At 61.1% G+C, this 16,957-nt stretch carries 17 protein-coding genes; 16 read left to right on the forward strand and 1 reads right to left on the reverse strand.

All coding sequences use genetic code 11. The features are described 5' to 3' along the window. The first annotated feature begins 5 nt into the window (after positions 1-5). A complete protein-coding gene (fliR, locus tag BLU46_RS25165) occupies positions 6-782 on the forward strand; it encodes a flagellar biosynthetic protein FliR (protein ID WP_003214551.1) in 777 nt (258 codons plus the stop codon). Between the two features lie 3 nt (positions 783-785). After that, a complete protein-coding gene (gene flhB / locus BLU46_RS25170) occupies positions 786-1,922 on the forward strand; it encodes a flagellar biosynthesis protein FlhB (RefSeq protein ID WP_093207489.1) in 1,137 nt (378 codons plus the stop codon). 167 nt (positions 1,923-2,089) lie between these two features. On the opposite strand, the gene BLU46_RS33280 is transcribed toward flhB, so the two are convergent. Beyond that, complete coding sequence (locus tag BLU46_RS33280; RefSeq protein WP_093210192.1) at positions 2,090-2,305, reverse strand: DUF6124 family protein; 216 nt, start codon at positions 2,303-2,305, stop codon at positions 2,090-2,092. Positions 2,306-2,673: 368 nt separating this feature from the next. Between BLU46_RS33280 and flhA the strand changes: the two genes are divergently transcribed. The 14 genes from flhA (at position 2,674) to BLU46_RS25245 (ending at position 16,933) form a co-directional block, all read left to right on the forward strand. Further along, on the forward strand, positions 2,674-4,788 hold the full coding sequence (flhA, locus tag BLU46_RS25180; protein ID WP_207198184.1) for a flagellar biosynthesis protein FlhA: 2,115 nt from the start codon (positions 2,674-2,676) through the stop codon (positions 4,786-4,788). Positions 4,789-4,799: 11 nt separating this feature from the next. After that, positions 4,800-6,116: a flagellar biosynthesis protein FlhF gene (flhF, locus tag BLU46_RS25185; protein ID WP_017477470.1), complete on the forward strand. Its 1,317-nt coding sequence runs from the start codon at positions 4,800-4,802 to the stop codon at positions 6,114-6,116. A 105-nt stretch (positions 6,117-6,221) separates the two neighbouring features. After that, on the forward strand, positions 6,222-7,055 hold the full coding sequence (gene fleN, locus BLU46_RS25190) for a flagellar synthesis regulator FleN (RefSeq protein ID WP_003192912.1): 834 nt from the start codon (positions 6,222-6,224) through the stop codon (positions 7,053-7,055). Beyond that, the gene (gene fliA, locus BLU46_RS25195) at positions 7,052-7,792 is read left to right on the forward strand and encodes an RNA polymerase sigma factor FliA (RefSeq protein ID WP_003214541.1); all 741 of its coding nucleotides are present in this window, start codon (positions 7,052-7,054) and stop codon (positions 7,790-7,792) included. Before fleN ends, fliA begins: the two co-directional genes overlap by 4 nt. Before the next feature lie 170 nt (positions 7,793-7,962). After that, positions 7,963-8,337 carry a chemotaxis response regulator CheY gene (locus BLU46_RS25200; RefSeq protein WP_005790040.1) on the forward strand — a complete coding sequence of 125 codons (375 nt, stop codon included), beginning with the start codon at positions 7,963-7,965 and terminating at the stop codon, positions 8,335-8,337. Positions 8,338-8,355: 18 nt separating this feature from the next. After that, the gene (locus tag BLU46_RS25205; RefSeq protein WP_063028114.1) at positions 8,356-9,144 is read left to right on the forward strand and encodes a protein phosphatase CheZ; all 789 of its coding nucleotides are present in this window, start codon (positions 8,356-8,358) and stop codon (positions 9,142-9,144) included. An 11-nt stretch (positions 9,145-9,155) separates the two neighbouring features. After that, on the forward strand, positions 9,156-11,378 hold the full coding sequence (locus BLU46_RS25210) for a chemotaxis protein CheA (RefSeq protein WP_093207492.1): 2,223 nt from the start codon (positions 9,156-9,158) through the stop codon (positions 11,376-11,378). A 49-nt stretch (positions 11,379-11,427) separates the two neighbouring features. Continuing rightward, positions 11,428-12,549 (forward strand): protein-glutamate methylesterase/protein-glutamine glutaminase, encoded by a 1,122-nt coding sequence (locus BLU46_RS25215; RefSeq protein WP_093207495.1) that lies wholly within the window; start codon positions 11,428-11,430, stop codon positions 12,547-12,549. Then, positions 12,549-13,289 carry a flagellar motor protein gene (locus tag BLU46_RS25220; protein ID WP_017477474.1) on the forward strand — a complete coding sequence of 247 codons (741 nt, stop codon included), beginning with the start codon at positions 12,549-12,551 and terminating at the stop codon, positions 13,287-13,289. Before BLU46_RS25215 ends, BLU46_RS25220 begins: the two co-directional genes overlap by 1 nt. Before the next feature lie 15 nt (positions 13,290-13,304). Next, the gene (gene motD, locus BLU46_RS25225) at positions 13,305-14,192 is read left to right on the forward strand and encodes a flagellar motor protein MotD (RefSeq protein ID WP_003210644.1); all 888 of its coding nucleotides are present in this window, start codon (positions 13,305-13,307) and stop codon (positions 14,190-14,192) included. 51 nt (positions 14,193-14,243) lie between these two features. Beyond that, a complete protein-coding gene (locus BLU46_RS25230; protein WP_093207498.1) occupies positions 14,244-15,032 on the forward strand; it encodes a ParA family protein in 789 nt (262 codons plus the stop codon). A 151-nt stretch (positions 15,033-15,183) separates the two neighbouring features. Then, entirely contained in the window at positions 15,184-15,978 is a 795-nt protein-coding gene (locus BLU46_RS25235; RefSeq protein WP_093207501.1) for a chemotaxis protein CheW, read from the forward strand. Between the two features lie 73 nt (positions 15,979-16,051). Further along, positions 16,052-16,537 (forward strand): chemotaxis protein CheW, encoded by a 486-nt coding sequence (locus BLU46_RS25240; protein ID WP_003210641.1) that lies wholly within the window; start codon positions 16,052-16,054, stop codon positions 16,535-16,537. Next, complete coding sequence (locus BLU46_RS25245) at positions 16,538-16,933, forward strand: DUF2802 domain-containing protein (RefSeq protein WP_017477477.1); 396 nt, start codon at positions 16,538-16,540, stop codon at positions 16,931-16,933. Positions 16,934-16,957 lie beyond the last annotated feature (24 nt).

Here is a 16,957-nt window from a genome sequence, read left to right on the forward strand (position 1 = left end):
ATTCGATGTTGGCGTTGACCGACACCCAGATCAGCACCTGGGTGGCCTCGTTCATTCTGCCGTTGTTCCGGGTCACGGCGGTGCTGATGACCATGCCGGTGTTCGGTACCACCCTGGTACCACGCCGCATCCGCCTGTATTTCGCGGTGGCGATTACCGTGGTTATCGTGCCGGGCTTGCCGCCGATGCCGCCGGTGAATGCCCTGGACCTCAGTGCGATGATGTTGATCGCCGAGCAAATCATCATCGGTGCCTTGCTGGGTTTCTCCCTGACGCTGTTCTTCCAGGCCTTTGTGATCGCCGGGCAAATCATCTCGATCCAGATGGGCATGGGCTTCGCGTCCATGGTCGACCCTACCAACGGCGTGTCGGTGGCGGTGATCGGGCAGTTCCTGACGATGCTGGTGACCTTGCTGTTCCTGGCCATGAACGGCCATCTGGTGGTGTTCGAGGTCATGACCGAGAGCTTTACCACCTTGCCGGTGGGCAGCGGGTTGGTGGTCAATCACTTCTGGGAACTGGTGGGGCGCTTGAGCTGGGTGCTCGGTGCCTCGTTGCTGCTGGTATTGCCGGCGATCACCGCGCTGCTGGTGGTCAATATCGCCTTTGGCGTGATGACCCGGGCGGCGCCGCAGTTGAACATCTTCTCCATCGGTTTTCCGCTGACCCTGGTGCTGGGCATGGGGATTTTCTGGGTCGGCATGGCTGACATTCTCAATCAGTATCAACCGCTGGCGACTGACGCCCTGCAGTTCTTACGTGACTTGGCGCGGGCGCGGTAAGCCATGGCCGAGAGCGAGAGTGGCCAGGACAAAACAGAAGACCCCACGGAGAAACGTAAAAAGGACTCCCGGGAAAAGGGCGAGATTGCCCGTTCCAAAGAGCTCAACACCCTGGCGATCATGCTCGCCGGCTCCGGTGGCCTGCTGATCTACGGCGGTGGCCTGGCCCTGGACCTGATGGAGTTGATGCGCCTGAATTTCTCCCTGCCCCGTGAGGTGCTGCTCAGCCCGGGCGCCATGGGCCTGTACCTGCTGCACTCCGGAAAGATCGCGATCCTTGCGGTGCAACCGATCCTGATTACCTTGCTGCTGGCCGCACTGATCGGCCCGATTTCCCTCGGCGGCTGGCTGTTTGCCGCCGGCAGCATGGCGCCCAAGTTCAGCCGGATGAACCCGGGGCCCGGGCTCAAGCGGATGTTTTCCACCAAGGCCCTGGTGGAACTGCTCAAGGCCTTGGCCAAGTTCATCCTGATCCTGTTTGTGGCGTTGACGGTGTTGTCGTCCGACATCGACGACCTGCTGCGCATCGCCCACGAGCCGATCGAACTGGCGATCATCCACAGTGTGCAAGTGGTGGGCTGGAGTTCGCTGTGGATGGCCTGCGGGTTGATCATCATTGCCGCGGTGGATGCGCCGATCCAGCTGTGGGAAAGCCACAAGAAACTGCTGATGACCAAGCAGGAAGTGCGCGACGAGCACAAGGACCAGGAAGGCCGGCCCGAGGTCAAACAGCGGATTCGTCAGCTGCAGCGCGAGATGTCCCAGCGCAAGATGATGGCTGCCGTTCCCGACGCCGACGTGGTCATCACCAACCCGACTCACTATGCCGTGGCGCTCAAGTACGACCCGGAGAAGGGTGGGGCGCCGATGCTGCTGGCCAAGGGCAGTGATTTCACCGCGTTGAAAATCCGTGAGATTGCCGTGGCCAATGACATTCTGCTGCTGGAGTCGCCGGAGTTGGCGCGGTCGATCTTCTACTCCACCGACCTGGACCAAGAGATTCCGGCCGGGCTGTACCTGGCGGTGGCTCAGGTGTTGGCGTACGTGTATCAGATCCGCCAGTACCGGGCGGGCAAGGGCAAGCGGCCGGATCCGCTCAAAGACCTGCCGATTCCGCCGGATTTGCGTCGGGATTCCTGAGTGTTGTAGCGCCTCTCCTGGCCTCATCGCGGGCAAGCCCGGCTCCCACATTTTGATCGCATTCTCCCGGCCAACTTGGTCAACTGTGGGAGCCGGGCTTGCCCGCGATGGCGTCCGTCCAGGCAAAAAAATCTCCTGAGTGTTCCCGCAATTGCCTATGGCAACGTTTAAGTCGCAGGCAAGGGCGCTATGTCATCCAGCACCCGATCAGCCAGCAACCGACCCATCTCAATCAACTGCGCAATCCCCAGCGCGCCTTCCCGCCGCGATCCTTCCAGTTCACAGGCAAAGTCGCAGGTCAGGGCATGGGCCGAAGCCAGTGTTTCGGTGAGGTTGACCAGCAGGTCTTCGACGGGGGGCGTTGTGGGAGGGGGAATGGCTATCTTCGATAGCGCCTTTTTCTTCCCACCAGCAACCCTAAATCCCTGTCGGACGTTTCGCCATCTCCCGTAAACGAGCTTGTGTGGCGAGGGAGCTTGCTCCCGCTGGGGCGCGAAGCGCCCCCAATAAAGCTATCGCGGTTATTCAGGCAAAACGCGTAAGCCGTTCTGGGGCTGCTGCGCAGCCCAACGGGAGCAAGCTCCCTCGCCACAGGTGATGTGTGTACGGCGCTAGCCCTTCGCTGTCCGTGAGACCGATCTGCTCCCTCAAGCAAAAGTTGGAAGGCTTCTTGCAATACCGCCTTCAGGACGCCTCCCGGCGTCAAAAGTTTGCTTCAAGGAAACGAGGAATACCGGTGGATCGCTCTCAAATGCTCAGCACGGCCCGTGGCACCCTGACTGACCTCTCGCGAGGCAATCTGGGTGTGCCGTTGTTGTTGCTGGTGATGCTGGCAATGATGATGTTGCCGATGCCGCCGTTCCTGCTGGACGTGTTCTTCACTTTCAACATTGCGCTGTCCGTGGTCGTGCTGCTGGTGTGTGTGTACGCCCTGCGGCCGCTGGATTTTGCGGTGTTTCCGACGATTCTGCTGATCGCCACGCTGCTGCGGCTGGCGCTTAACGTGGCCTCCACCCGAGTGGTGATGCTCCACGGCCAGGACGGCCACGCCGCCGCAGGCAAGGTGATCCAGGCCTTCGGTGAGGTGGTGATCGGTGGTAACTACGTAGTCGGTATCGTGGTTTTTGCGATCTTGATGATCATCAACTTCGTGGTAGTGACCAAGGGTGCCGGGCGGATTTCCGAGGTGAGCGCGCGTTTCACCCTCGACGCGATGCCCGGCAAGCAGATGGCCATCGACGCCGACCTCAACGCTGGCCTCATCGATCAGAACCAGGCTAAATCCCGTCGTCTTGAAGTCGCCCAGGAAGCCGAGTTCTACGGTTCCATGGACGGTGCCAGCAAATTCGTGCGCGGCGACGCCATCGCCGGCCTGTTGATTCTGTTTATCAACCTGATCGGCGGCATGGCGGTCGGCATCTTCCAGCACGGCATGACCTTCGGCGACGCCGGCAAGGTTTACGCCTTGCTGACCATCGGTGACGGTTTAGTGGCGCAATTGCCATCACTGTTGTTATCTACAGCGGCGGCGATCATGGTGACCCGTGCTTCGGGCTCCGAAGACATGGGCAAGCAGATCAGCCGGCAGATGTTTGCCTCGCCCAAGGCGCTGGCCGTGGCGGCGGGCATCATGGCCATCATGGGTATTGTGCCGGGCATGCCTCACGTCTCGTTCCTGAGCATGGCTGCCATGGCCGCCGGTGGTGCCTACCTGTTCTGGAAAAAGCAAAACAACATCAAGGTGATTGCCCAGCAGGAAGTGGCGCGTCAGCAGGAACTGCTGCCATCGCCGGCCCGGGCCCTTGAAACCAAGGAGTTGGGCTGGGACGACGTGACCCCGATCGACATGATCGGCCTGGAAGTCGGCTATCGCCTGATTCCCCTGGTGGATCGCAACCAGGGCGGGCAGTTGCTGGCGCGGATCAAGGGTGTGCGCAAGAAGCTGTCCCAGGACCTGGGCTTCTTGATGCCTACTGTGCACATCCGCGACAACCTCGACCTGGCGCCCAGCGCCTACCGCTTGACCCTGATGGGGGTGATCCTGGCCGAAGCCGAGATCTACCCGGACCGCGAACTGGCGATCAACCCGGGCCAGGTGTTCGGCAGCCTCAACGGGATTACCGCCAAAGATCCGGCTTTTGGGCTGGAAGCTGTGTGGATCGAAATCAGCCAGCGCAGCCAGGCGCAGTCGTTGGGCTACACCGTGGTCGACGCCAGCACGGTGGTCGCGACCCACCTTAACCAGATTCTGTACAAGCATTCCCACGAGCTGATCGGCCACGAAGAAGTCCAGCAACTCTTGCAATTGCTGGCCAAGGCCTCGCCAAAGCTGGCCGAAGAACTGGTGCCGGGCGTGCTGTCTACCTCGCAACTGCTCAAGGTGCTGCAGGCGCTGTTGGCCGAACAGGTGCCGGTGCGGGATATTCGCAGCATTGCCGAAGCTATCGCCAACAATGCCGCCAAGAGTCAAGATACTGCCGCCTTGGTGGCCGCAGTGCGCGTCGGATTGTCGCGTGCAATCGTCCAAAGCATTGTAGGGCTTGACTCTGAGCTGCCTGTGATCACCTTGGAACCAAGGTTGGAACAAATATTGCTCAATAGTATTCAGAAGGCTGGGCAGGGCGCTGATGAAGGCGTGTTGCTGGAGCCAAGCATGGCTGAGAAGCTGCAGCGTTCGTTGATTGAGGCCGCGCAGCGCCAGGAAATGGAAGGCCATCCGGTGATCCTGCTGGTGGCTGGCCCCGTCCGGGCGATGTTGTCGCGGTTTGGACGCCTGGCTATACCGAATTTGCATGTATTGGCTTACCAGGAAATTCCTGACAATAAGCAAGTGACTATCGTCGCGACAGTAGGGCCCAACGGCTGAGGTAGTGGGATATGCAAGTGAAGCGTTTTTTCGCCGCCGATATGCGTCAGGCCATGAAACTGGTACGTGATGAGTTGGGCGCCGACGCTGCGATTATCGGTAACCGTCGTATTGCCGGCGGTGTGGAGCTGACGGCTGCCCTGGATTACAAGCCCTCGGCCCTGGCGCCGCGTGTGCCGAACATGGAACTGGAAGACGAGCTGCGCAAGACCGCTTCGCGCATTGTCTCGGCCCAGGCTGAACTGAGCATGCGTGGCGACAGCGACGCATCCACCAATCGCCAGCTGTTTGCCGGGTTGCCGCTGACGGCGTCCGAGCCTCTGGTAGAGCCGACTTTTGTTGAACCGCCGCGTCCTGCTGCGCCCGCCCCGGCGGCAGCGGTAGACCAGCGGGTGTTCGACTCGATGCGTTTCGAACTCAACGGCCTGCGTGAACTGCTGGAAGTGCAGTTGGGCTCCCTGGCCTGGAACCAGTTGCAGGGCAGCCAGCCACAACAGGCCAACCTGTGGCGTCGCCTGCAACGCATCGGCCTGTCCGGCCCGTTGTCCCGCGACCTGCTGCAACTGACCACCCAAATTGAAGAACCTCGCCAGGCCTGGCGCATGCTCCTGGCCCACTTGGCGCGGATGATCGTCACCCCGGAAATCGAACCCCTGGAAGAAGGCGGCGTGATTGCCATGGTCGGCCCTGCCGGCATGGGCAAGACCACCACCCTCGCCAAGCTGGCCGCACGTTATGTGCTCAAGTACGGCGCGCAGAACATCGCGCTGGTGAGCATGGACAGCTACCGCATTGGCGCCCAGGAGCAACTCAAGACCCTGGGCCGCATCCTCAATGTGCCGGTGACCCACGTCGACCCGGGCCAGTCCCTGGCCAACGCCCTCGACCCGCTGCTGCGCAAGCGCGTGGTGCTGATCGACACCGCCGGCCTGCAAGCCAGTGACCCGGCCCTGCGTATGCAGCTGGAAAGCCTGGCCGGGCGCGGGATCAAATCCAGAAACTATTTGGTACTTGCCACTACCAGCCAGAAGCAGGTATTGACGGCCGCCTACCACAGCTACAAGCGCTGTGGGCTGGCGGGCTGCATCCTGACTAAACTGGATGAAACGGCAAGCCTGGGCGAAGTATTGAGCCTGGCCATCAGTCATGAGTTACCGGTCGCCTACCTGACCGACGGGCCGCGGATCCCGGATGATTTGCATCTGCCGCGCCGTCATCAGTTGGTCAGCCGGGCTGTCAGCGTGCAAATGCAGGAAGAACCGAGTGAGGAAGCGATGGCTGACATGTTTGCTGACCTCTACCACAGCCCGAACAAGCGAGTCGGCTGAGGCAATATGAACACATTGCAAAGTATCTACATCGATGGCCTGCCAGCAGTTCCCGCGGCCAACTTATGTAGCCTGCGTCTAAGCAAGACAAGGTAAAGAAATAAAATGGGCAGCATGCATCCCGTACAGGTGATCGCGGTGACCGGCGGCAAAGGTGGCGTCGGGAAAACTAACGTGTCAGTGAATTTGTCCCTGGCTCTGGCAGAGCTTGGCCGTCGCGTCATGCTGCTGGATGCTGACCTGGGCCTGGCGAACGTCGACGTTCTGCTGGGACTGACGCCCAAACATACCCTGGCCGATGTGATCGAAGGCCGCTGTGAGCTGCGCGACGTACTGTTGCAAGGCCCCGGCGGGATTCGCATCGTGCCGGCCGCTTCCGGCACCCAGAGCATGGTGCACCTGAGCCCGGCGCAGCATGCCGGCCTGATTCAGGCGTTCAGTGACATCGGCGACAACCTCGACGTGCTGGTGATCGACACCGCCGCCGGGATCGGCGAATCCGTGGTCAGCTTCGTGCGCGCAGCCCAGGAAGTATTGCTGGTGGTGTGCGATGAACCCACCTCGATCACCGACGCCTACGCCCTGATCAAACTGCTCAACCGCGACTACGGCATGAACCGCTTCCGCGTGCTGGCCAACATGGCCCAAAGCCCGCAGGAAGGGCGGAATCTGTTCGCCAAGTTGACCAAGGTCACAGATCGCTTCCTCGATGTCGCCTTACAATACGTTGGCGCAGTTCCTTACGACGAGTGCGTACGCAAGGCCGTGCAAAAGCAGCGTGCGGTCTATGAAGCGTTCCCTCGTTCGAAGTGCGCATTGGCGTTCAAGGCTATTGCCCAGAAGGTCGATACCTGGCCGTTGCCCGCCAATCCTCGGGGGCATCTGGAGTTTTTCGTCGAGCGATTGGTGCATCAGACGAGCGCAGGACCGGTGCTATGACAGCCAGCGGCTACAACCTTTACAAGAAGTCGGCACGTGACAGTCAGGTCGAATTGATCGAGCGCTATGCGCCCCTGGTCAAGCGCATTGCCTATCACTTGCTGGCGCGCTTGCCTGCCAGTGTCCAGGTCGAAGACTTGATCCAGGCGGGGATGATCGGCCTCCTCGAAGTGTCGACCAAGTACGACGCGAGCAAAGGCGCGAGTTTCGAGACCTACGCGGGGATTCGTATCCGTGGGGCCATGCTCGATGAAGTGCGTAAAGGTGATTGGGCGCCGCGTTCGGTACACCGCAACACGCGGATGGTGAGTGACGCAATTCGCTCAATTGAAGCAAAAACCGGTCGCGACGCTAAAGATCACGAAGTTGCGGCCGAACTCCAATTGAGTCTCGACGATTATTACGGGATTTTGAACGATACCTTGGGCAGCCGCCTGTTCAGTTTCGACGACCTTTTGCAGGACGGCGAACATGAAGGGCTGCACGAGGACGGCGCGAGTGCTCATCTCGAACCGTCACGCGATCTGGAAGATGAACGCTTCCAGCGTGCGCTGGCGGACGCGATTGCCAATTTGCCGGAGCGTGAGCGACTGGTGTTGGCGCTGTACTACGACGAAGAGCTGAACCTCAAGGAAATCGGTGAGGTCCTGGGGGTCAGCGAATCGCGGGTCAGCCAGTTACACAGCCAGTGCGCGGCCCGCTTGCGGGGGCGTTTGGGAGAGTGGCGAGCGCGCTGACAGGCAGTGTGGGGACACTGCGAACGATACCGTCCGGGCTCTGCGCCCGGACGGGCTTGGCCCGTGGTGCGCCCCCGGTAGTCCTTTTTGTGTAACGCCTGTTGATTGATATGGCGCGCCCAGGTGCTGGGCGCGTTTAAGACTGCTTGGAGGTCGAATTGGACAAGAACATGAAAATCCTCATCGTTGATGACTTCTCAACGATGCGGCGGATCATAAAAAACCTGTTGCGTGACCTTGGGTTCACTAACACGGTCGAGGCGGATGACGGCATTACGGCGATTCCGATCCTCAACAGCGGGAGCATCGACTTTCTGGTAACAGACTGGAACATGCCGGGCATGACCGGTATCGATCTGCTGCGCCACGTGCGCGCTGATGAAAAACTGCGCAGCCTGCCTGTGCTGATGGTGACCGCTGAAGCCAAGCGTGAACAGATCATCGAAGCCGCCCAAGCCGGGGTTAACGGCTACGTGGTCAAGCCATTCACTGCACTGGCCTTGAAAGAGAAGATCGAAAAGATCTTCGAACGCATCGGTCATTGATGCTGCCACGGGGGAGCTATGGAGCATAAAGAATCATCGCAGGCCGACTTTGAGTCGACCCTGAAAAAACATGCTCACCAACTTGTCGAAAGCCTTGAAAAAGGCCAGTTCGGTGACGCGGTGCAGTTAATCCATGAGCTCAACCAGACCCGTGACCGCGGCCTGTACCAGGAAGTGGGCAAGCTCACGCGTGAGTTGCACAGTGCGATTGTCAATTTTCAGATTGACCCGCACATGCCCCAGGCCGAAGAAATCTCGCAGATCACGGATGCCACCGAACGCCTGTCCTATGTGGTCAGGCTGACTGAGGCGGCGGCCAACCGCACCATGGACCTGGTGGAAAACGCCACGCCTCTGGTCAACGGTATGGCCAGTGAAGCCAAGGCCCTGAGCACTGACTGGGGCCGGTTCATGCGTCGGGAAGTGGGCGCTGAAGAGTTTCGTGAACTGGCGCGTCGGGTCGAGGGCTTTTTGTCCCGCAGCGAGCAGGAAAACCGCACGGTTTCCAGCAACCTGAATGACATTCTGCTGGCCCAGGACTACCAGGACCTCACCGGTCAGGTGATCAAGCGCGTGACCCAACTGGTCACCGAGGTGGAAAGCAACCTGCTCAAACTGGTGTTGATGGCGGGCCAGGTCGACCGGTTTGCCGGCATCGAACATGACCGCGAAGCGATCCTTTCTGAAAAAGATCCACAAAAACACCTCGCCAAGGGTGAAGGTCCGCAGATTCATGCCGATAAACGTGAAGACGTTGTATCCGGGCAAGACGACGTAGACGATTTGCTGTCCAGTTTAGGCTTCTAAGGAGCACACCCATGAGCTTCGGCGCCGATGAAGAAATCCTTCAGGATTTCCTTGTAGAGGCCGGCGAAATTTTAGAGCAACTGTCCGAACAACTGGTCGAGCTGGAAAGCCGACCGGATGATGCGAACCTGCTCAATGCAATTTTTCGCGGTTTTCACACTGTAAAAGGGGGCGCCGGCTTCCTCCAGCTCCACGAGCTGGTGGAGTGCTGTCACATCGCCGAGAACGTGTTCGACATCCTGCGCAAGGGTGAGCGACACGTCGACTCGGAACTGATGGACGTGATCCTGGAAGCGCTGGACGCGGTCAACGGCATGTTCAGTGAAGTGCGCGAACGTGCACCGATCACGGCCGCCACTCCGGAACTGCTGGCCGCCCTGGCGCGCCTGGCGGAACCTGCGGCCAACGCGCCGGTGGTCGAAGCGGTGGCTGAGCCTGTCGCCGAGCCTGCGGGCGACGTGACCGACAGCGAATTTGAACAACTGCTGGACTCGCTGAACGCCGTCAAGGCCGAAGCCGAGGCTCCGGCGGCCAATGCGCCGGCCATGGTGCCAACCACTGAAGACATCACTGACGCCGAGTTCGAGTCGTTGCTCGACCAGTTGCACGGCAAGGGTCAGTTTGCCCCGGACGCGGTGGCCGCAGCGCCAGCGCCTACGGAAGCCGCGGCGCCTGCCAGCAACGAAATCACCGACGACGAATTTGAAGCGCTGCTGGACCAGTTGCATGGCAAAGGCTCGTTTGCTGCCGATGCACTGCCGGAAGTCGCCGCAACCGCCGCCGCACCTGCAGCACCTGCTGCTACTGCAGCCGCTGCACCGGCTGCCGATGGACTGATCTCCGATCACGAATTCGAAGCCCTGCTGGATGAACTGCACGGCAAGGGCAAGTTCACCGAAGTGGTCGGCGCTGCTGCACCGGCTGCTACAGCTGCCGCTGCGGTGACAACGCCAGCCCCGGTGGCCGCCAAGGCCGCTGCACCAGTGGCTGCCAAACCTGCACCGGCCCCGGCACCCGCGCGTGCCGCTGCTGCTCCGGCCGCAGACAAGCAACCGGCCAGTGAAGCCGAAACCACCGTGCGGGTTGATACCGCGCGCCTGGACGACATCATGAACATGGTCGGCGAACTGGTGCTGGTGCGTAACCGCCTGGTGCGACTGGGCCTGAACAGCGGCGATGAGGCCATGCAAAAGGCCGTGTCGAACCTCGACGTGGTCACCGCCGACCTGCAAACCGCCGTCATGAAGACCCGGATGCAGCCGATCAAGAAAGTCTTCGGCCGCTTCCCGCGCCTGGTTCGCGACCTGGCACGCCAGCTCAAGAAAGAGATCAACCTGGAACTGGTGGGTGAAGAAACCGACCTCGACAAAAACCTTGTCGAGGCCCTGGCCGACCCGCTGGTCCACTTGGTGCGCAACGCGGTCGACCACGGTGTCGAGACGCCGGAAGAGCGCGAAGCCTCGGGCAAAAACCGCCAGGGCAAAGTGATCCTGGCGGCCGAACAGGAAGGCGACCATATCCTGCTGTCGATCACCGACGACGGCAAAGGCATGGACCCCACGATACTGCGCAACATTGCGGTCAAGCGTGGCGTGATGGACAAGGACGCCGCCGACCGCCTCACCGACACCGAGTGCTACAACCTGATCTTCGCCCCGGGCTTCTCCACCAAGACCGAGATTTCCGACGTGTCGGGCCGTGGCGTGGGCATGGACGTGGTGAAGACCAAGATCAGCCAGCTCAACGGTTCGATCAACATCTACTCGACCAAGGGCCAGGGCTCGAAGATCGTCATCAAGGTGCCGTTGACCCTGGCGATCATGCCGACCCTGATGGTGATGCTGGGCAACCAGGCGTTCGCCTTCCCGCTGGTCAACGTCAACGAAATCTTCCACCTCGACCTGTCGCGCACCAACGTGGTGGACGGCCAGGAAGTGGTGATCGTGCGCGACAAGGCGCTGCCACTGTTCTACCTCAAGCGCTGGCTGGTGGCTTCGGCCAAGCATGAAGAGCAGCGCGAAGGCCATGTGGTGATTCTTTCCGTGGGCACCCAGCGTATCGGCTTTGTGGTCGATCAGCTGGTGGGCCAGGAAGAAGTGGTCATCAAGCCTTTGGGCAAAATGCTGCAGGGAACCCCGGGCATGTCGGGTGCGACCATTACCGGTGACGGTCGGATCGCGCTGATTCTGGATGTTCCGAGCATGCTCAAGCGTTACGCCGCACGGCGTATTTGATTCGGCCCGGGCAGGGCGGTTGTCCCTCGCCCGGCCTAACGGAGTGTTTATGGTAGTCAAGGTCCTGGTGGTGGACGATTCAGGTTTCTTCCGCCGCCGCGTCTCGGAAATTCTTTCATCGGATTCCAATATCCAGGTGGTCGGCACGGCCACCAACGGCAAAGAGGCGATCGATCAGGCCATGGCCCTCAAGCCAGACGTGATCACCATGGACTACGAGATGCCGATGATGGACGGCATCACGGCGGTGCGGCACATCATGCAGCGCTGCCCGACTCCGGTGTTGATGTTCTCCTCGCTGACCCACGAAGGCGCCCGGGTCACCCTGGATGCGCTGGACGCCGGCGCGGTGGACTTCCTGCCGAAGAATTTCGAAGACATCTCGCGCAATCCCGAGAAGGTCAAACAGATGCTTTGCGAGAAGGTGCACAGCATCTCCCGCAGTAACCGACGCAGCCTGTTCAGTGCACCGGCGCCGGCACCTGTTACACCGCCACCGGCAGCCCCGAGCACCTTTGGTCGCCCGGCGCCTGCGCCGGTTGCGCGCCCGGCCGCAGCACCTGTGCGTACGGCTGCGCCCGCCGCGCATTCGCCTGCTCCCAAGCGCAAGGCCTACAAGCTGGTGGCCATCGGCACCTCCACCGGCGGCCCGGTTGCCTTGCAGCGCGTGTTGACCCAGCTGCCGGCCAACTTTCCTGCGCCGATCGTGTTGATCCAGCACATGCCGGCTGCGTTCACCAAGGCCTTCGCCGAGCGCCTGGACAAGTTGTGCCGCATCAGCGTCAAGGAAGCCGAGGATGGCGACATCCTGCGCCCGGGCCTCGCGCTGCTGGCCCCTGGCGGCAAGCAGATGATGGTCGATGGTCGTGGTGCGATCAAAATCCTGCCGGGTGACGAGCGCCTGAACTACAAACCGTGTGTGGATATCACCTTCGGTTCCGCCGCCAAGTCCTACGGCGACAAAGTTCTGGCGGTGGTATTGACCGGCATGGGCGCCGACGGCCGTGAAGGCGCGCGCCTGCTCAAGCAGGGCGGCAGCGCGATCTGGGCCCAGGATGAAGCCAGCTGCGTGATCTATGGCATGCCCATGGCCATCGTCAAAGCTGACCTGGCCGACGCCGTCTACAGCCTGGACGACATCGGCAAGCATCTGGTGGAGGCCTGCCTGTAATGGATGTATTGAGCCTGATTGGCATCATCATGGCGTTTGTCGCGATTATCGGCGGCAACTACCTCGAAGGCGGCCATCTGGGTGCCCTGGCCAACGGCCCGGCAGCGTTGATTGTGATCGGCGGCACGGTGGGCGCAGCCTTGCTGCAGTCGCCCATGAGTTCGTTCAAACGCGCGATGCAGATCCTTATCTGGATTATTTTCCCGCCGCGTGTCGACCTGCCGGGCGGCGTCGACCGCGTGGTCAACTGGAGCCTCACGGCGCGCAAGGAAGGCCTGCTGGGCCTGGAAGGCGTGGCCGATGCCGAGCCCGACAGCTACGCACGCAAAGGCCTGCAATTGCTGGTGGACGGCGCTGAGCCGGAAGCGATTCGCAGCATCCTGGAAGTGGATTTCTACACCCAGGAAAGCCGCGACATCAACGCGGCCAAAGTCTTTGAAAGCATGGGCGGCTATGCGCCGACCATCGGCATCATCGGTGCGGTGATGGGCTTGATCCACGTGATGGGCAACCTGGCCGATCCGTCGCAACTGGGCAGCGGGATCGCCGTGGCGTTCGTCGCCACCATCTACGGCGTGGCCAGTGCCAACCTGGTGTTGTTGCCGGTGGCTAGCAAGCTCAAGTCGATCGCCATGCGCCAGTCGCGTTATCGCGAGATGTTGCTCGAAGGCATCCTCTCGATTGCCGAGGGTGAAAACCCGCGCTCCATCGAATTGAAGCTCCAGGGCTTCATGGATTGATGGGAGGTATTTGTTGTGAGCCGTCGCCGCCGCGAGCCTGAAGAACACGTCAACCATGAACGCTGGCTGGTGTCCTACGCCGACTTCATTACGCTGTTGTTCGCGTTTTTTGTGGTGATGTACTCCATTTCCTCAATCAACGAAGGCAAGTACAAAGTCATTTCCCAGGCGCTGATCGGCGTGTTCAACGACGCTGACCGCGCCCTCAAGCCGATTCCCATCGGCGAAGAACGCCCCAAGACCGTGACCCCGGCCAAGCCGCTGGTCAATGACAGCGATGAAACCGCCGCCGGCATCGGTGGCACCAGTGACCCGCTGAAAAGCATCGCCGATAACATCAGTGCAGCCTTTGGCGACTTGATCAGCTCCAACCAGATGACCGTGCGCGGCAATGAGTTGTGGGTGGAAATCGAGCTGAATTCCAGCCTGCTGTTCGCCAGCGCCGATGCGATGCCCAGCGACCAGGCGTTCACCATCATCGACAAGGTGGCGGCGATCCTGAAGCCGTTTGAGAACCCGGTACACGTTGAAGGGTTTACCGACAACCTGCCGATCAGCACGGCGCAATATCCGACCAACTGGGAGCTGTCTTCGGCCCGCGCGGCGAGTATTGTGCGGATGCTGGCGATGCAGGGCGTGAACCCCGGGCGCCTGGCGTCGGTGGGGTATGGCGAGTTCCAGCCGGTGGCCAATAACGCCACGGCGGAAGGCCGCGCGCGCAATCGTCGGGTGGTGTTGGTGGTGTCGCGCAACCTGGATGTGCGCCGCAGCCTGACCGGTACCGGCACCGCCAATGCAACACCGGATGCCGCCTTGAAGCGGGCTGGCACACAAACTGCACCAGCGCCCGTAAAGGCGCCGGTTCGCGGGAGTGCCGTCAATTCTCCGTCACCGGCTCTATAACCCCATGCAATTTCTCGGTCGAGCCTGTGCCTGCCGGGAGGAACAATCAGAATGAGAGTCTGGGCAGTTGCCAATCAAAAGGGTGGTGTCGGTAAAACCACCACTTCCATCGCCTTGGCCGGCTTGCTGGCAGAGGCCGGCAAGCGTGTGGTCGTGGTCGACCTGGACCCCCACGGCTCCATGACCAGCTATTTCGGCTACGACCCGGATGCCCTGGAGCACAGTTGCTATGACCTGTTCCTGCACAAGGGCAGCGTGCCGACCGATTTGCCGGGCCAACTGTTGCTGCCTACCAGCAATGAAAAGATCTCGCTGTTGCCGTCCAGTACCGCCCTGGCCACCCTTGAGCGTCAGTCGCCGGGGCAGAGCGGCCTGGGCCTGGTGATCGCCAAGACCCTGGCGCAGCTGTGGCAGGACTTCGACTACGCGATCATCGACAGCCCGCCGTTGCTCGGCGTGTTGATGGTCAACGCCCTGGCCGCCAGCCAACAGCTGGTGATCCCGGTGCAGACCGAGCACCTGGCCGTCAAAGGCCTGGAACGCATGGTCAGCACACTGGCAATGATCAACCGCTCGCGCAAACAGGCGTTGCCGTTCAGCATCGTGCCGACCCTGTTTGACCGCCGTACCCAGGCCTCCCTCGGCACCCTGCGGGTATTGCGCGACGCTTATCCGGACACCATCTGGCAAGGCTACATCCCGGTGGACACGCGCCTGCGGGATGCGAGCCGGGCAGGGCTGACGCCATCGCAGTTCGACGGCAAGAGCCGTGGGGTGCTGGCGTATCGGGCGTTGCTCAAGCACCTGTTGTCCCAGCAACTTGTGGCGCAGGTGGCGTGATGATCATAAACAGCCCTGTAGGAGCCTGGCTTGCCAGCGATGCAGACGCCGCGGTTTTTCTGACAAAACCGGCTCTCGATTCAAGTCCGGACACTTACAGGCCGATAACCTCTGAATACAGGGTTGGTGGGGCTTGCGCGTGGGCATACAGATGAACCGTCCCGTTGATTTCAAGACCCGGCCGCAGCTGGCGCTGGAGTCCTACCTGGACGCCTTGCTCCAGGACGCGACCGAGGAAATGCCGGAACCGATTCTGATCCTCGATGAAGTCATCGAGCCAACACCCGCGGCCCTGGACGAGTTTCAACTGGCGGTCCTGGAAGAGCAGGCCCGTGATGCGTTGGTGGTTCCCTTAGCCGTTCCGGAAACGGTGGCTGTGCCCGAGCCTGTTACGCCTGTGGTGATCGCGCCCGTGGTTGAGGTTCACCTCCCGCCGAGCATCACCCCGCCGCCGGTGCAGGGCGATGGTCGCCCGGTGTGGGCCGCAGAACCGTTCGAATGCTTGCTGTTCGACGTCGCCGGGCTGACCCTGGCAGTGCCGCTGGTGTGCCTGGGGTCGATCTACTCCCTGGAAGGCCAGGAGTTGACGCCGTTGTTTGGCCAGCCGGAATGGTTCCTCGGGATCCTGCCGAGCCAGCAGGGCAACTTGAAGGTATTGGACACCGCGCGTTGGGTCATGCCCGACCGCTATCGGGATGATTTCCGCCAGGGCCTGCAATACGTTATTTCGGTCCAGGGCTACGAGTGGGGGCTGGCAGTGCATCAGGTCAGCCGTTCATTGCGCCTGGACCCGAACGAAATCAAATGGCGCAGCCACCGGGGCCAGCGGCCATGGCTGGCGGGCACCGTGATCGAACACATGTGCGCGTTGCTGGATGTCGCCGAACTGGCGGAGCTGATTGCCAGCGGTGCGGTAAAAGCCATGCCGCTCAACAAACGCACTTGATAACAAGCAGCAGTGCTACGGCGCTGCCCAAGAACACACACCGTAACCAACGGTATTTGAAGGGGTCTGGAGTATGAACAAGTCAGTGTCCGCACAAGGTCTGGTGGATGATCCAATCCTGCAATGGGTCACCTTCAAGCTGGACAACGAGTCCTACGGCATCAACGTGATGCGTGTGCAGGAAGTGCTGCGCTACACCGAAATCGCTCCGGTGCCGGGTGCCCCAAGCTACGTGCTGGGCATCATCAACCTGCGCGGCAACGTGGTGACCGTGATCGACACTCGCCAGCGTTTTGGCCTGGTGCCGACCGAAGTCAACGACAACACCCGCATCGTGATCATCGAAGCCGACAAGCAAGTGGTCGGGATTATGGTCGACAGCGTGGCGGAAGTGGTTTACCTGCGCCAATCTGAAGTCGAGACCGCGCCGAACGTCGGCAACGAAGAATCGGCCAAGTTCATCCAGGGTGTCTGCAACAAGAACGGCGAACTGCTGATTCTGGTTGAGCTGGACAAGATGATGAGCGAAGAAGAATGGCAGGATCTGGAGAATATCTGATTGTTCCTTGAGGTAGCGGTGATCGTCCTGGCCATCCTGTGGGCCGGTACTTTGGGCTTTCTGCTGCGCTACGTGCGCCAGCAACGGGAATTGGCTGCTCGACAGGTCGAGCGCGACGCTGCGCGCGACCGGCGAATCCTGGAGCTGGCCAAGCGGGTCGACCACTTCCAGCAAAGCGCGGTGCGTGTGGGGGATGAAGTGCACGAACTGCGTGCGGTGCTGGCGCCGTTGCCGGACAAGCTGTCGGCGCTCGAGCAGCGTGACCCGTCGAGCCTCTCATTCGCCCAGGCGGCGAAGCTGGTGGGCATGGGCGCGACGGTGGATGAGCTGACGCAGTCCTGCGGGTTGACCCAGGCTGAAGCGCAGTTGATGAGCCGGTTGCACAAGGACAACTGAAGGTTACGAGCGGCAAGCAGGTTG

The sequence above is a fragment of the Pseudomonas yamanorum genome, from assembly GCF_900105735.1.
Lineage (GTDB): Bacteria > Pseudomonadota > Gammaproteobacteria > Pseudomonadales > Pseudomonadaceae > Aquipseudomonas > Aquipseudomonas yamanorum.

What these genes read in the sequence shown, in the direction of transcription:
- BLU46_RS25230 (WP_093207498.1), top strand. Translation starts at nt 14,244, where the DNA reads ATGAGAGTCTGGGCAGTTGCCAATCAAAAGGGTGGTGTCGGTAAAACC.
- BLU46_RS25235 (WP_093207501.1), top strand. Translation starts at nt 15,184, where the DNA reads ATGAACCGTCCCGTTGATTTCAAGACCCGGCCGCAGCTGGCGCTGGAG.
- BLU46_RS25210 (WP_093207492.1), top strand. Translation starts at nt 9,156, where the DNA reads ATGAGCTTCGGCGCCGATGAAGAAATCCTTCAGGATTTCCTTGTAGAG.
- BLU46_RS25220 (WP_017477474.1), top strand. Translation starts at nt 12,549, where the DNA reads ATGGATGTATTGAGCCTGATTGGCATCATCATGGCGTTTGTCGCGATT.
- BLU46_RS25240 (WP_003210641.1), top strand. Translation starts at nt 16,052, where the DNA reads ATGAACAAGTCAGTGTCCGCACAAGGTCTGGTGGATGATCCAATCCTG.
- fliR (WP_003214551.1), top strand. Translation starts at nt 6, where the DNA reads ATGTTGGCGTTGACCGACACCCAGATCAGCACCTGGGTGGCCTCGTTC.
- fleN (WP_003192912.1), top strand. Translation starts at nt 6,222, where the DNA reads ATGGGCAGCATGCATCCCGTACAGGTGATCGCGGTGACCGGCGGCAAA.
- flhA (WP_207198184.1), top strand. Translation starts at nt 2,674, where the DNA reads ATGCTCAGCACGGCCCGTGGCACCCTGACTGACCTCTCGCGAGGCAAT.
- fliA (WP_003214541.1), top strand. Translation starts at nt 7,052, where the DNA reads ATGACAGCCAGCGGCTACAACCTTTACAAGAAGTCGGCACGTGACAGT.
- BLU46_RS25205 (WP_063028114.1), top strand. Translation starts at nt 8,356, where the DNA reads ATGGAGCATAAAGAATCATCGCAGGCCGACTTTGAGTCGACCCTGAAA.
- flhB (WP_093207489.1), top strand. Translation starts at nt 786, where the DNA reads ATGGCCGAGAGCGAGAGTGGCCAGGACAAAACAGAAGACCCCACGGAG.
- flhF (WP_017477470.1), top strand. Translation starts at nt 4,800, where the DNA reads ATGCAAGTGAAGCGTTTTTTCGCCGCCGATATGCGTCAGGCCATGAAA.
- BLU46_RS25215 (WP_093207495.1), top strand. Translation starts at nt 11,428, where the DNA reads ATGGTAGTCAAGGTCCTGGTGGTGGACGATTCAGGTTTCTTCCGCCGC.
- BLU46_RS25200 (WP_005790040.1), top strand. Translation starts at nt 7,963, where the DNA reads ATGAAAATCCTCATCGTTGATGACTTCTCAACGATGCGGCGGATCATA.